This is a genomic window from Pseudoalteromonas prydzensis, assembly GCF_001661495.1.
Lineage (GTDB): Bacteria > Pseudomonadota > Gammaproteobacteria > Enterobacterales > Alteromonadaceae > Pseudoalteromonas > Pseudoalteromonas prydzensis.
The window spans coordinates 82,860-97,743 of the sequence record NZ_BDDT01000013.1; the positions used below are offsets into that span (position 1 = coordinate 82,860).

The window sequence follows — 14,884 nt, forward strand, 5'->3', positions numbered from 1 at the left end:
GATAAATTGATTAATATTTGTCACTTCAAGCTAACTATATTTTTATAGGCGATGCGTGCTTTTTTTGTATAATACAAGGGATAATCAATAAAGGATGAGCATGATAAATACAAATTTACGGACGAATTGGATAATCGCTGGTTTCATGCTGTTTTTTATCAGCTTATTAGGCTACATCTATCACACCTATAACAGCACCCGTAACGATATTATGCGAAGCGTTGATACTCGCTTACTTGATGCTGCATTAAGCGTGAAACATATGCTAGGAGATGACTACCATCAAAAAATTAATGCAGGCCTTCGTATATCCCCCTCCGAATATCAGCATAAAAGCCGTCAATTATCAGAATTTGCCAATGCCTTAAACATCGCTTACGTTTATGCCATGGTCTTAAAAGACGGTAATGTGTATTTCAGCGCGTCAAGTTACACGCAAAACGATCAAAACAGTGGCAAAGTTACTCAATTCCTCGATTTATACCCCGAAGCCACTGCGGCCAATATAGGTGCGTTTTACTCAACCGAGCCGGTATTTGAAATTTCAAAAGATCAATGGGGTCATTTTAAAACAATTTTTGTGCCCTTTGTTGACGCTAACGGTGTAACCTATTTAACAGGCGCTGATATTACTATATACGACCTCAATCAACGGTTAGCTGAAAGTGTCTCAAAAGCGGCAGCCATGGCGGTGTTTTTCTTTTTTATTGCTCTGCTAGTTGCAGGCATTTATGTGTATTTATTAAAGCGTGCAATTTCTACCGATACCAGCAGTGGTTTCGCCAATCATATTGCGCTGGAATACTATATTAAAAAGTCTCCTAATCATCATATGCAGCTGGTTGTTATTTGGGTAAATGAATTAGAAGATATCAGTAGTTTTTATGGTACTGAAGTAAGTGATCGGGTGATGAAAAGCCTGTTGCAGCACTTTAAAAAGAATCGCCCTGCTACAAGTCAGATATTTCGCTTAGCAACCAATAAAATAGTGCTGATAGCCCCTTTCAAAGACGATGACATGAGCTTTAACGATGTGATCCAAGCCTATAATTACAGTACGCCATTACTGACTGATCCCTTTATTTACGTCACTTTGTGCGCAGGTATTGCCAGCGGCAATAAATCTATGTTACTTGAAAACGCACATATTGCGGCTTTGCAAGCGAAACAAGGCCGCCATACTGTCGTTAATTACTCAAGTGCCCTACATGATGTAAAAAATCAATATCAATACAATGTGGCCATGGCTAAAGAAGTACGTGAAGCATTTGAAAATAATAGAATTGTTCCTTACTTTCAAGCTATCTATGACAGTGAAACTAACACCATTATTCAGTATGAATGTTTAGCTCGGATGATTACCTGCCATGGTGAAATTCTTAAACCAGACTCTTTTTTAGACATAGTGAATCGCTCTAGAATGGATGGTATGCTAACCCGAACTATGCTCACCCAATGCTTTGCCCGCTTTAGAAAAACCAGTATCTGTTGGAGCATAAATATTACCGCTCAAGATATGCTTGATCCAAGCCTCACTGAATTTTTGGAAGACGAACTTAAACGTTATCCCCTACCAAGTAATATCACGTTAGAACTTTTAGAAACCGAAGCCATTGCTAACTTTTCTGAAGTAAAAGCGTTTATCTCTATGGTAAAAAATCGGGGGGTGCGCGTGGTCATTGATGATTTTGGTACAGGTTATTCAAATATATCTAATGTACTGAAGTTAGAAGTAGATGGTATTAAACTTGATGGCACTTTAATTCGTCAAGTCATCAACGACCAAGATATTTATTTATATATTGAACACATTGCCAGTTTCGCAAAACAACTTAATTTACAACTAATAGCAGAGAATGTGGAAAGCCGTCCCATCGTAAATGCGCTACGTAAAGCGAATGTGACGCTGATGCAAGGTAATCACTTTAGTGCTGCAGCGCCACAAGTAAATCAAATCGTTAAGAACGCGATTCCAGTGGGATCACTAGCCGGTGACTCTGTTGACCACTCGCCCAATATTTACGTTCGAACGGAGTAATGGCAATATCACTTTCGTATTGCTCAACCTCACAATGGTGTCCAGCCAAATGGAGTGCTTGAGCAAATTCTTTAACATAGATATCCCAGTTACTACGCACTTCTAAACGACCACCAAGTTTTACTATATATGGGAAGATAGCCGCACCATGCCAACGACGTTGAAGATGCTTCGCTTTAGGCCAAGGATTTGGATACAACAAATAATGATGCGTCGGCTGCCAATTGGCAGCCACTGCTAAACGCCAAAAATCATTGAGATCCGCTTGCACTAAAATATACTGGCCTGAGTCAGTTTGTTTATATTCAATATCGTGCTTATCTAAGCGATGTGATGACTTATCAATACCAATAACCAGCGCATCAGGGTGGCGCTTTGCTAGGTTAGCTGTGCTCTCACCCACACCACAGCATGAATCTAAAATAACTGGCCCAGCAAATGCCTGTACCTTTGCATTCACTTCATCAAACGCCGCTTGCGTATGTGCTGCAATCGGCTTTTTAAACTCGGCAGTTAAATGCTTAGTGACTATCTCATCGAGCTTTTCATGCAAGCCTGGTTGATTCGATACAATACTACGTGAATTTGCATCACTCATTAGTGTCTTAACCCCACGCCTTTTTTAATTAGTGTTAAAGCTAACGTAAATAAGGCTGTAATAAATAATAACAGCACACCAAATGCGACTGTTAAATCAACATCCGACACACCTAAGAAACCATACCTAAACGCATTCACCATATAAATAATAGGATTAACCTGCGATACCCCCTGCCAGAATTCTGGTAATAAGGTGATTGAGTAAAATACGCCGCCTAAGTAAGTCAGCGGTGTTAATACAAAGGTCGGAATTATACTTATATCATCAAAGCTGTTCGCATAGATTGCATTGATCAAACCACCTAATGCAAATACCGCAGAAGTTAAAATAACCGTTGCGATGATCACAAAAATATTGTGAATTTGAATATCAACAAACAACAAAGATACGCAGGTAACAATTAACCCTACCAACATACCTCGTGTCATACCGCCCCCCATGTAACCAAGTACGATTATGTAATTTGGTACTGGCGCGACTAGCAATTCTTCGATGCTTTTTTGAAACTTGGTTGAATAAAAACTGGATGCAACATTGGAATAAGAGTTAGTGATCACCGACATCATAATCAGGCCAGGTACAATGAATTCCATATAACTAAAGCCGCCCATATCACCAATTCGAGAGCCTATTAAGTTACCAAAAATCACAAAATACAAACTCATGGTGATTGCCGGTGGTACTAACGTTTGTATCCAAATACGCAAAAAGCGAATGCATTCTTTGATCCATAAACTTTTTAAGGCTACGCCATATTTAAACATCTACTTGCCCCGCCCTTGTTCTAATAAACCAACAAACAACTCTTCTAATCGGTTTGCTTTATTACGCATACTGAGCACGGTATTGCCTTGCTCTGTTAATGCTGAAAATACTGCATTTAAGCCTTGCGACTTTGCGACTTCAACTTCAATGGTATGATCATCTGCCATCGTAAACTTATAACCACCAAGCGTTACAGGTTGTACTGGCTGTTTTAAATCAAGAATAAAGGTTTCTTTATCTAATTTAGCCAATAAAGCCTTAATGGTGGTGTTTTCAACAATAATACCGGAATCTATAATGGCGATATTTTTACACAGTAATTCTGCTTCTTCTAAGTAATGGGTGGTGAGAATAATTGTCACACCTTGCTCATTAATTTGCCTTAAAAAATCCCACATTGAACGACGCAGTTCAATATCAACCCCAGCAGTTGGTTCATCTAAAATAAGTAGCTTTGGTTCATGCATTAACGCGCGGGCAATCATTAAACGACGCTTCATTCCACCAGACAGAGTACGTGCTTGTTTATCTTTCTTTTCCAACAAACCTAACTGCGCTAAATATTTATCAGCACGCTGATGGGCTATTTTACGGGGCACACCATAGTAACCAGCTTGATTAACCAGTATCTGAGTTAACGTTTCAAACTGGCTGAAATTAAACTCTTGTGGTACTAAACCTAGCTCTGATTTTGCAGCCTCTAAGTCGGTGTCTATATTATGACCAAACACTTCAACGTGACCTGCGGTCTTATTTACCAGTGACGAAATAACCCCGATGGTGGTTGATTTACCCGCACCATTTGGCCCAAGTAACGCAAAAAAATCGCCTTGCTGTACTTGCAGATCAATATTCTTTACGGCCTCAACGCCATTCTTATAAACCTTTTTCAGGCCTTTAATATCTAATGCAATTGTACTTTTACTCACTTTTTACCTTCCCCATAACCCCAGCGCTTAGTGAGATTATGTTCAATGTTTAAATGATCCAAAATTCGTGCAACCATAAAATCCACTAAATCATTAATGGTTTGCGGTTGATGATAAAACCCTGGCGCAGCTGGCATAATGGTTACGCCTAATTTTGCTAACTTAAGCATGTTTTCAAGGTGAATTTCACTGAACGGGGTTTCTCGTGGCACTAAAATTAGTTGGCCACGCTCTTTGATGACCACATCTGCTGCACGCTCTAATAAATTATCCGATGCGCCCACCGCAATAGCAGAAACAGAGCCTGCACTACAAGGACACACAATCATTTTTTTCGGCGCGGCGGAGCCCGATGCCACTGGGCTGAACCAATTGTCTTTGCCAAACACCTGAAGTTGGCCGTCAGCCGCATTAAAAAGCGCACTGAGTTGCTCAGTCGCTTTATCTTCATTGCCTGAAAGCTTGATATTGGATTCAGTATCTAACACCACCCGAGCGGCACTGGAGATCAATACATACACACGAAAGTGCTGCGCAAGTAATACTTCAAGTAATCGTAAGCCATATGGCGCGCCTGACGCACCACTAAAGGCAAGCGTAATAGTTTCTTTATATTGCACAGTCGCTCCGGTTTATTACTGAGTAAATTTATGCTGTAAAGCTGTGATTAACTTATCATGAAGGCCATTAAAGCCGCCGTTACTCATAATGAGTATATGCTGCTGCGGCTGGGCGTTTGCAACTACCTGTTCGATTATCTTATCAGTATTGGTCAAGCACTGCATACCAGCGAGTTCGGCTTGTTCATGCAATGACCAACTTAGGTTATCAGGTTCAAATAAATAAACCTGATTAGCAGCAACTAAAGACGCTAATAATGTATGTTGATGCACACCCATTTTCATGGTGTTCGAACGTGGCTCTAAAATCGCAATAATTTGTTCATCGCCCACTTTCGCGCGAAGCCCTGCAAGGGTTGTTTTAATAGCCGTTGGATGATGAGCAAAGTCGTCATAGACATTGATATTAGCGATGCTTGCTTTAAGCTCCATACGTCTTTTTGGGCTAATAAACTCAGCTAATGCCGCAATACTGTGCTCTATAGCAATACCCACATGGCGCGCCGCAGCAATCGCCATAATCGCATTTTTAACATTGTGCTCACCAATGGCTTGCCATTTCACAGTACCAACAGGTATTTCATTAAGTAACACTGTAAATTCGCTGCCATCACTTTTATGTAAGTCGTAGCGCCAATCACCACCAAGCGTTTCGCTTTCGCTCCAACACCCTTGCTCAATAACCTCACTCAATGCTGATTCGCTAGTTGGCCAAATAACCTTGCCACTGCTCGGTAGTGTACGCATCAAATGATGAAATTGTTTTTTAATTGCGTTTAAATCGTCAAAAATATCCGCATGATCAAATTCAAGATTATTTAAAATTAAGGTACGGGGTAAGTAATGAACAAATTTACTGCGCTTATCAAAAAATGCAGTATCGTATTCATCCGCCTCAATAACAAAAAATGGCGTTTCGCCAACTCGAGCTGACAGACCAAAATTTTGTACGATACCACCAATTAAAAAGCCAGGCTTTAGCCCCGCGTATTCTAAAATCCATGCCAGCATACTCGCAGTCGTGGTTTTACCGTGTGTTCCGGCAACCGCCAGCACCCAAGAATTTTGCAGCAAATTATGCTTTAACCACTCAGGACCTGATGTATAAGGCAGGCCTTTGTCCAATACATATTCAACGCACGGATTGCCACGGCTCATCGCATTGCCAATCACCACCATATCTGGCGCGGGTTCTAACTGAGAGACATCATAGCCTTGGGTTAATTTAATCCCTAACTGTTCGAGTTGAGTACTCATTGGCGGATACACGTTTAGATCTGAACCAGTTACAGTATGACCTAACGATTTTGCTATCGCTGCAATACCGCCCATAAAAGTGCCACAGATACCAAGAATATGAATATGCATATTATTCCTTTGCCGCCAAAAATCGCCTATGCAGCACTAAAAAATAGATAATAAATAAGGCAGCTATAATGCCAAAAATAGCGTTCAGTTACCATCGCCATCTACCGATGGGTATTATCAAAAAACACCTCTCTTAACTGCATCTTCAGAAAAGTTCCTTAAACAGATTCAACCGAGCAAAAAACGAACACCAAAAAACAAACAAAATTAACATCTTAGATTCATAAACAGGCTATTTTGTATATTTAAAATTAAAGTTTAGTTAATAGGAACAAACACCAATCAATCCCGCCTATTAAAAAGATGGTACTGTAAAGCTTTGAATACAAAAGTTTTTAAACAAAAACAACCAAGTACCCATAAATAAACCAAAAGAAAACATAAAAAACCTTTTCGCAACAAGTGATACATTTAACAGGTACAAGACGCGATTTATTTGCTGTGATAAAACATACCGCTAAATTACATTTGGTTACATTGCTGGTAAATAATTAACGCCAAAACTGTAACTGGATATTCGTGCAATCAACTTTAAACAAATTTTTCTATCGTTAAAGTTGTCGAAATTAAAGGTGTTATGTTGAAAAAATTAAATCTCATTGCTGCTGGCATCCAAGTAGCCATCATTACAGCTGCAGGCAGCTCAGTTGCCTTTGCAAATACAACTGAAGACGTAAAACCAGTAGAACGTATCCAAGTAACAGGTTCAAAAATAAAACGATTTAACCTTACTTCACCTACACCTGTGACAGTGATCAGCGGCGTTGAGATGGAAAATCAAGGTATCACAAACGTAAATGACCTGCTTGCAGAGATGCCGCAGGCGACCGTTGGCCTTTCACCAGAGACAACAACAAATTCAATTTATGCATCAGGGCTAAATACTACAGATCTACGTGGGTTAGGTTCAGAGCGAACATTGGTACTTGTAAATGGCCGTCGTTTTGTTCCAGGTTCAATAGGTGATACTGCCGTTGATTTAAATAACATCCCAACGACCATGATCGAGCGTATTGAAATCGCCACTGGTGGTGCCGCAGCAGTATACGGCGCTGATGCAGTCGCTGGTGTTGTTAACATAATCACCAAAAAATCAATGGATGGCATTGAGCTGGATGTATCAACAGTCCGTCCAGAGCAAAGTGGTGGCGAGCAAAATAACTTCTCGATTACCGGTGGTATGGAAGGTGATAAGCTTTCTTTTATTGCCTCATTTAACTACACCGAAAATAAAAGCTACGGTAAATTAAGCCGTGACTTTTATCGCAATCCAGTTAACTCATACGCTAACCCTGCGAACAGAAGTGGTACTGATGGTATTCCATCTCGTGTTGTTCTAGGCCAACCAACGGGACTTGCCTATTATTCTGAAGGTGGTGACTTCTTCACTAAAGATGCATTTGCTGATAACGGTTATAATAACCACCACTACACCTTTGATGCTAACGGCAATACAAGACCATTTGATTATGGTTTAGGTCGCATCCCTAACCCAGGTGTAGGTCGTGATGCGACAAGTTATTTTCAAGACAATCAAAACCAGGGCGATGGGGTATTCGGCCATGGCTACAAAGAGTATTTTCAAACGCCGCTAGAACGCATTATTGCCTCAGCTTACGGTACATATGAATTGAATGATGAGCACACTCTGACGTTTGATTTCACTTACTCTAATACCGACTCCACCACTGAAAGCTCACCGTCGTTTTTTGTCCATACAATTAATCGTGACAACGCCTTTATGAAAGACGATATGGCGAAATTAATGGATGACAATAGTTTACAATCCGTTTCACTACGCCAAGCGAACGAGAATCTGTGGGGAGATCGCGCTTATAATCAAGAGCGTGAAGTATTCCGTACCTCTATCGGTGCTGAAGGTGTCTTAACTGATAATTGGGGCTACTCGACTTACGCTCAATTTGGTCGTATTGAACAAAATACACTTTGGACCGGTGAAGTACTTACCCAAAACTTAGCAAACGCGATTGATGCTGTTGAGTATCAAGGTAACGTAGTGTGTGCTAAACGTAACGAAAGTGGCGAAGTTATTGGTGCTATTACAGGCTGTACACCGTTTAATACTATGGGCGCTACATCAGCAACGCAAGAGCAACTAAATTATATTGGCACAACAGCAACTCGTTTTGCAAAACATGACCAAGTTGTATTTGCACTCACTGTTGATGGCTCATTATTTGAGCTACCAGCAGGTTATGTTGCTGCTGCATTTACTGCTGAGCACAGAAGAGAGTCTGCGACTACTGAACCATCAAAAAATATGGAACAAGGTCTGATTTTTGGTAACTCAAGCTTACCTATGGATGGAGAAATTGAAGTTGATGAGCTATCCGCTGAAATTTCTATCCCGCTACTTGAAGATGCATTTCTTGCTACAGATTTAACCCTTGAGACCGCTTTTCGTTACATGGATTATTCAGTAACGGGTGAAGATAACGCATGGAAATTAGCACTTAACTGGGGTGTAACAGATGAGCTACGTGTTCGATTGAACCGCTCTAAGTCAGTCCGCGCGCCAAACATTGGTGACTTATTTACACCAAACTCGAAAACATTTAGCTCAGGCCGAGCTGATGTATGTAGAGCAGACTCAATTGCCGAGTCAGGAAGCAAATACAAAGATAACGTGATCAAAAACTGCCAAGCAGCTGGCCTGCCTGAAGGCTGGATGCCATCTGAAGAGTGGTTGTCAGCAGGTAGCTTGCCTGGCTACATTCAAGGTAATCAAGATCTGGAAAATGAAACCTCAAATGATTACACCATCGGTTTCATCTACACACCTGAATTTATTGAAAATTTAGATTTAACTGTTGATTACTGGTCATTTGAAGTAGAAGGCGCTATTGAATACTTTGGCCGTGACAATGTTGAACTATGTTATGAATCATCATCACTTGATAATCCATTCTGTAGTAACGTCGTACGTAACACTGATACTGGAGAAATAGATAACTTCTATGATCGCCCAATAAATGCGGCTGTTATAAACAAAAAAGGGATCGATGTTGAATCTGCATACAGTACAGATATGTTCTCTGGCAATTTAGCACTTAAGCTAACCGCAACTTATCTAATTGATGATAACAGCAATTCAACAGGCCGAGAAGAAGACTTCCGTAATGATGTAGGCGAAATTGCATCTCCTCGTTGGAAAGGTCGTTTTAATGCTGTTTACTCTCAAGATGACTCTGCTTATGTACTAACGATGAATTACCGTCATGCCACAGTAAATGATAATGACTGGACTGTTGAAGATAACAACTACAACAATATCCCGTCATACACGACATTTGATTTCATGTACAAAACTTACCTGATGGATGAATTACAACTGCGTGTTGGTGTTAACAACATCTTAGACCGTGAGCCACCACGTAACCCATTCACTTACGACGATGGTGAATTTTTTGATGTGAAAGGCCGTCGCTTATCTCTAGGTGCTAAATATACTTTCTAATTTGCGCCCAGCGTCACTAATAAAAAACGCCTTAGCTCTTTGAGTTAAGGCGTTTTTATTTATCTGTTTAAACTCACTACTAGAGCATCAAAAATACAATTAAACCAACGCCTAATAATAACCGGTAAATAACAAATGGCATCATGCCCATCCGCTCAATTATTTTTAAGAAGAAGAAGATACATGCATAAGCCGAGATAAAAGATAACCCAGCACCTAAAATTAACGTAGTCCAATCAACAATATGATCACCTAATGCCAGCTCTATCGTGTAATAAAGACCCATCATTGAAATGACAGGTATAGCCAGTAAAAATGAAAAACGTGCAGCGCTTTGCTTATTCATGCCAAGCATTAAACCTGCCGTCATGGTGATCCCAGAGCGCGATGTACCAGGGATCATTGCCATCGCCTGTGCCATGCCAATCATCAACGCTGATTTCCAGTTTAATTGATAGATAGTTTTAGTTTGTTTACCTTTTACGTCGGCATACCAAAGCAGAAGGCCAAAAAGAATCGTTGTTACGGCGATTACCCATGCACTGCGTAAGTAAAGCTCAATCAAATCTTTAAAAATTAGCCCTAGAACTGCAGCTGGAATAGTCCCTAAAATAATCCACCAGCCAAGCTTACTATCGTCTGTAGCACCTTGTGCACCAAATGACTTAAACCACGCGCCGAGTATTTCAACGACTTCTTTGCGGAAATAAATCACCACCGCAATCAAGGTACCAACATGCACAGCGACATCAAAGGCAAGGCCTTGATCTTGCCAACCGAGAATTTGTGAAGGGAGAATAAGGTGCGCTGAGCTAGATATTGGTAAAAACTCAGTCAATCCTTGGATCAGGGCTAAAACGATAATTTCGATAATACTCATGGGTTAGTAAACTCCACCTTCCATAGTTTTTGCTTGGGGTTGTTGTAAGCATTCCACAACTGAGCGATTGTTTGCTTGGCTGTAGGATGATAAAAATCGGGGGCTATTTCAGCTAATGGTTGTAGTACAAAAGCATTTTTGGTTATTTCATCACGGGGCAACTGCGCAGGTGTGTCGCAGATCACATCGTCATAAAATAATAAATCGAGATCTAGTGTACGGGGGCTAAATTTTTTGTCGTTATCGGTGCGACCATTATCACGTTCGATCTGTTTTAATAACTGACAAAGCTCAGTAAGTGGTATCTGTGTTTGCGCCCCCACTACTGAGTTATAAAAGTTATTACCAGCAAAACCTACAGCTTCACTTTCAAATACACTGGAATGTTCGAACTCTATAAGATGAGCTTTAAGGGCGATTAGCGCTTGGCGAAGATAATATTCTTTATTAACATTGGAGCCAAGGCTAATGTAAATTTGCGCCATCTTAACAAGCCTTGCGTCGAGTTATTTCAACACCAACGGTGTTTGCTTGCGTAACAGCTGCGGGTTTACTTATTCGGATGGTCACTTGTGTCGTCGTAAACTCAGTCAAAATAATTGCTGCGAGTTGCTCCGCTAAAGTCTCTAATAACTCAACTGGTTTTGCTGTAGTGTGAGCAATAACACGCTCACTTACTTTTGCGTAATCAAGTGCTAAAGCAATATCATCAGTTTTTGCTGCTGGCTTAATATCACACAGCATTTCGATATCAAAATACAAACTCTGCTTAGTTTCCTTTTCAAAATCGTACACGCCTATGATAGTGTCAACATGTAGTTGCGATATAAAAACCTTATCCATAACTGCTCCAACTGGCAAAACTTAATCTCATTAATTTGAGCTGAGTTAGGCTATAATTTGTATTTATAGCCCTTATACACGTTAAGTGTGTTTTATTATGTAAAAATTCCCCATACAATAGCGTATAGGTACAGTATGTACTTGCTATTTCATTTACAAAAAGTATGAATGCAATTTTTGCGGCCAATGATAGCCGAAAAAATGCGATATAAAAATAAGGAAGCGCGTGATAGCCGTTTTAATGTTAGTTTTAGCCTACTTACTAGGGTCGATTTCATCGGCTATTCTAGTGTCGCGGCTGTTTAAACTACCCGATCCACGCAGTAATGGCTCAAATAACCCCGGGGCTACCAATGTTTATCGCCTTGGTGGTACTTTTCCTGCGTGCTTAGTATTAGTGTTTGATATTCTCAAAGGGACAATACCAGTTTGGGGCGCATACTTTTTACAGCTTGATCCACTGATGTTAGGACTGGTTGGCGTCGCCGCCTGTTTAGGGCATATGTTCCCACTATTTTTTCACTTTAAAGGCGGTAAAGCTGTAGCCACTGCTTTTGGTACATTGTTACCTATTGGTTTATCACTGGGTGGGTTATTAATTTCAACATGGGTCGTGGTGGTTGCAATTACTCGCTATTCGTCACTTGGTGCCTTGATCGCTGTTTCATTAGCACCGCTGTATACTTGGTGGATCAAACCGCTATATACATTGCCTGTTACTTTTTTAACTATCTTGATAATCTTTCGTCACAACGCCAATATCAAACGTTTATTTAGTGGTAAAGAGCCTAAAGTTGGCGACAAAAAAAAGCCGCCAACTGAAGATAAATAACAATTAGATTGCTTCTAAACTATCGATAGGCCAACGTGGTTTAGTTTTCATATCTAGGCTGGCAAATTGTCCAGCCTTTAGGCGCTGCATACCCGCATAGGCAATCATTGCGCCATTATCTGTACAAAACTCTGTGCGCGGGTAATATACTTGCCCTTTCATACCTTGCATAACCCGCTCTAGCTGAGCACGTAGCTGTACATTAGCACTAACACCACCGGCAATAACTAAACGATTAATACCGGTTTGTTTTAAAGCACGTTTACATTTGATCACTAAGGTATCAATCACTGCTGTTTGAAATGCGTGGGCTATATCGGCTTTAGTTTGCTCGTCATCGTCATTATCACGAATAGTGATTGCTGCTGCTGTTTTTAAGCCACTAAAACTAAAATCAAGCCCAGGTTTATCTGTCATTGGCCGCGGGAAGATAAAACGCTTAGGCACACCTTGCTCTGCAAGCTTAGCCAAACGCGGCCCTCCAGGGTAATCTAAGCCAAGTAACTTAGCTGTTTTATCAAACGCTTCACCAGCTGCATCATCTACTGACTCGCCTAATACTTGGTATTGACCAATACCAGCGACTTTAACCATCATAGTATGACCACCTGAAACTAATAAGGCGATAAAGGGGAATTCTGGGGTATTTTCCTCAAGCATTGGGGCCAATAAGTGCCCTTCCATATGATGCACAGCCACTGCCGGAATATTCCAACCATAGGCTAGTGAGCGACCAATTGAAGTGCCCACTAATAATGCACCCACTAGTCCTGGACCTGCGGTGTAAGCAATACCATCGATGTCCTCAGGTCCGCAACCAGCCTGTACAAAGGCAGCATCAATCAATGGCAACGTTTTGCGTACATGATCGCGAGATGCAAGCTCAGGCACTACGCCACCATAGTCCGCATGCACTTTTACTTGACTGTATAATTGATGAGCTAATAAACCTTGCTCATCATCATAAATTGCAATTCCAGTTTCATCACATGACGATTCAATGCCTAAAATTCGCACTGCAGTTTTCTCCCATGCCTGTTGGCACTTTTTAAAATAGTGAAGTAATTAAAGCGTAATACCAATGTTTGTTTGTCCATCAGCGATAGCATGCTGTTTGAGCGCTTTAACATTTTCAGCCGTTACTCTGCCCATCTGCTCAACAAAATCAATGAGTTCACCTAAAACGTCGATTTCATATTGCATTAATGGGTGCTCACGTACCGCAGTATTATCTGCCAACTCACCTTCCACTGTTAATTGATATTCAATGAAACGCGCAACGGTTGCCTGCGATATTTTACTAATGCTGATAAATTCTTGCTCATCTTTAGCAATTAAACCGTGCATTAAACCTAACAAAGCCGTGGCAGCATCGATCGCAGGATACGTACCAAACATATCGAAATCAGCAAGTTCTGGAACGTTTGGTTCAATTTTTTCAATTTGCTTTTCAAGGCTTATTTTACTTTTCGGCAGTAATATTTTTTCCCAACAAAGATTCAGTGCACTGCGTAAAATAGCGTCGTCACCAAACCCTGTTGCCTCACTAAATAAACCGTAATTAGGTAACATGCGCTCAATCAATGCCGCTGCAAGTACCGCTTGTTGCAAATAGTTAAGCTCTCGGATACGCTGAAAGTTATTCGCTTTAGTCATTATGTGGTGTCCTACAGGACCAACAAAAATCGAATGTCGGCCCATTATGCTCATTACAATTGGGACATACCCAATCAGGAGCGGATTGTTGTACTTGTGTGTAGTTTACCAATATTTGCCGCGCCTGGCGCTCTTTAATCGCAAAAACCTGCACTCTAACTTGAGTTTGGTCTAAAGGGATTTCCCCTACCGCGCCTTGTAAAGATTCACCAAGTAACTGGCTGTCAATATTATTGTTAAGAAAGAGTCCTTTCACAATATTTGCTTCTACAGCATTCGCAGCACAATAGATTGTTAACCATTCAAATGGTGCTTGGTCGGCATTGTTATGAATTTTATTTTGCACTAACAACCTCTTTTACTTTGTGAATGAATTACCCTAAGCTACTCTAAGCAAAGTAATTGTTATATAGGAAATAATCATGACCCTCACAACTCCTGGACTGCTATTCCCTGCAATCTCTTTGTTGTTATTAGCGTATACCAACCGCTTTTTAGTTCTCGCGCAATTAATTCGTGAACTCAATGCCCGCGAAGGCGATACTATACGACCTTTAGTTGTCGCACAAATCACTAATTTAAGAAAGCGCATTAAGTTAATAAGAACCATGCAAGTGTATGGCGTTGCGTCTTTTCTAATGTGTACGGTTTCGATGTTTGCGCTATTTATCGAGTTTAAAACCACCGGGGTGATTTTATTTGGTGTGAGTTTAGCGTGTCTTGCATTGTCCTTATTAACGTCTTTGTATGAGATACATATCTCATGTGATGCGATTGAAATTGAACTTAAAAACATTGAAAAAAAACCACTGAGCAGTAAGACAGACTAAAAAACAAGCACTATACTCTTTAGCAAGATGGTAAAACTAAAGGT

General features: G+C 40.6%; 15 protein-coding genes. 4 read left to right on the top strand and 11 right to left on the bottom strand.

All coding sequences use genetic code 11. The features are described from left to right. Nucleotides 1-100: 100 nt before the first annotated feature. Complete coding sequence (locus A7968_RS18235; protein WP_064668001.1) at nt 101-2,038, top strand: bifunctional diguanylate cyclase/phosphodiesterase; 1,938 nt, start codon at nt 101-103, stop codon at nt 2,036-2,038. On the opposite strand, the gene trmB is transcribed toward A7968_RS18235, so the two are convergent. From trmB to mpl, 5 genes are read right to left on the bottom strand one after another with little or no spacing between them, the layout of a single operon-like run. Then, nucleotides 1,959-2,636, bottom strand: coding sequence for a tRNA (guanine(46)-N(7))-methyltransferase TrmB (gene trmB / locus A7968_RS18240; protein WP_064668002.1), 678 nt, complete (start codon nt 2,634-2,636; stop codon nt 1,959-1,961). The genes A7968_RS18235 and trmB overlap by 80 nt on opposite strands. After that, nucleotides 2,636-3,403, bottom strand: a complete 768-nt coding sequence (locus A7968_RS18245) for an ABC transporter permease (RefSeq protein ID WP_064668003.1) — start codon at nt 3,401-3,403, stop codon at nt 2,636-2,638. Before A7968_RS18245 ends, trmB begins: the two co-directional genes overlap by 1 nt. After that, nucleotides 3,404-4,333 (bottom strand): ABC transporter ATP-binding protein, encoded by a 930-nt coding sequence (locus A7968_RS18250; protein WP_064668004.1) that lies wholly within the window; start codon nt 4,331-4,333, stop codon nt 3,404-3,406. Further along, nucleotides 4,330-4,953: a flavin prenyltransferase UbiX gene (locus tag A7968_RS18255; protein ID WP_064668005.1), complete on the bottom strand. Its 624-nt coding sequence runs from the start codon at nt 4,951-4,953 to the stop codon at nt 4,330-4,332. Before A7968_RS18255 ends, A7968_RS18250 begins: the two co-directional genes overlap by 4 nt. Before the next feature lie 15 nt (nt 4,954-4,968). Then, the gene (gene mpl, locus A7968_RS18260) at nt 4,969-6,321 is read right to left on the bottom strand and encodes a UDP-N-acetylmuramate:L-alanyl-gamma-D-glutamyl-meso-diaminopimelate ligase (protein WP_064668006.1); all 1,353 of its coding nucleotides are present in this window, start codon (nt 6,319-6,321) and stop codon (nt 4,969-4,971) included. A 577-nt stretch (nt 6,322-6,898) separates the two neighbouring features. Here mpl and A7968_RS18265 point away from each other — a divergent pair. Beyond that, nucleotides 6,899-9,799, top strand: coding sequence for a TonB-dependent receptor domain-containing protein (locus A7968_RS18265; RefSeq protein ID WP_064668007.1), 2,901 nt, complete (start codon nt 6,899-6,901; stop codon nt 9,797-9,799). 79 nt (nt 9,800-9,878) lie between these two features. Here the strand turns inward: A7968_RS18265 and A7968_RS18270 are convergent, their stop codons facing one another. The 3 genes from A7968_RS18270 to folB are packed head-to-tail and all read right to left on the bottom strand — an operon-like array spanning nt 9,879 to nt 11,522. Then, nucleotides 9,879-10,679 (bottom strand): undecaprenyl-diphosphate phosphatase, encoded by an 801-nt coding sequence (locus tag A7968_RS18270; protein ID WP_064668008.1) that lies wholly within the window; start codon nt 10,677-10,679, stop codon nt 9,879-9,881. Then, entirely contained in the window at nt 10,676-11,164 is a 489-nt protein-coding gene (folK, locus tag A7968_RS18275; RefSeq protein ID WP_064668009.1) for a 2-amino-4-hydroxy-6-hydroxymethyldihydropteridine diphosphokinase, read from the bottom strand. Before folK ends, A7968_RS18270 begins: the two co-directional genes overlap by 4 nt. Nucleotide 11,165: 1 nt before the next feature. Beyond that, a complete protein-coding gene (folB, locus tag A7968_RS18280; RefSeq protein WP_064668010.1) occupies nt 11,166-11,522 on the bottom strand; it encodes a dihydroneopterin aldolase in 357 nt (118 codons plus the stop codon). A 226-nt stretch (nt 11,523-11,748) separates the two neighbouring features. Between folB and plsY the strand changes: the two genes are divergently transcribed. Next, the gene (gene plsY, locus A7968_RS18285) at nt 11,749-12,354 is read left to right on the top strand and encodes a glycerol-3-phosphate 1-O-acyltransferase PlsY (protein WP_064668011.1); all 606 of its coding nucleotides are present in this window, start codon (nt 11,749-11,751) and stop codon (nt 12,352-12,354) included. 3 nt (nt 12,355-12,357) lie between these two features. Here plsY and tsaD read toward each other — a convergent pair whose 3' ends face one another. The 3 genes from tsaD to A7968_RS18300 are packed head-to-tail and all read right to left on the bottom strand — an operon-like array spanning nt 12,358 to nt 14,356. Next, the gene (gene tsaD, locus A7968_RS18290; protein WP_064668012.1) at nt 12,358-13,371 is read right to left on the bottom strand and encodes a tRNA (adenosine(37)-N6)-threonylcarbamoyltransferase complex transferase subunit TsaD; all 1,014 of its coding nucleotides are present in this window, start codon (nt 13,369-13,371) and stop codon (nt 12,358-12,360) included. Nucleotides 13,372-13,419: 48 nt separating this feature from the next. Then, complete coding sequence (locus A7968_RS18295) at nt 13,420-14,010, bottom strand: YjaG family protein (protein ID WP_064668013.1); 591 nt, start codon at nt 14,008-14,010, stop codon at nt 13,420-13,422. Beyond that, nucleotides 14,003-14,356 carry a putative signal transducing protein gene (locus tag A7968_RS18300; RefSeq protein WP_064668014.1) on the bottom strand — a complete coding sequence of 118 codons (354 nt, stop codon included), beginning with the start codon at nt 14,354-14,356 and terminating at the stop codon, nt 14,003-14,005. Before A7968_RS18300 ends, A7968_RS18295 begins: the two co-directional genes overlap by 8 nt. 76 nt (nt 14,357-14,432) lie before the next feature. On the opposite strand from A7968_RS18300, the gene A7968_RS18305 reads away from it, so the two are divergent. Then, the gene (locus tag A7968_RS18305) at nt 14,433-14,840 is read left to right on the top strand and encodes a DUF2721 domain-containing protein (protein WP_064668015.1); all 408 of its coding nucleotides are present in this window, start codon (nt 14,433-14,435) and stop codon (nt 14,838-14,840) included. Nucleotides 14,841-14,884 lie beyond the last annotated feature (44 nt).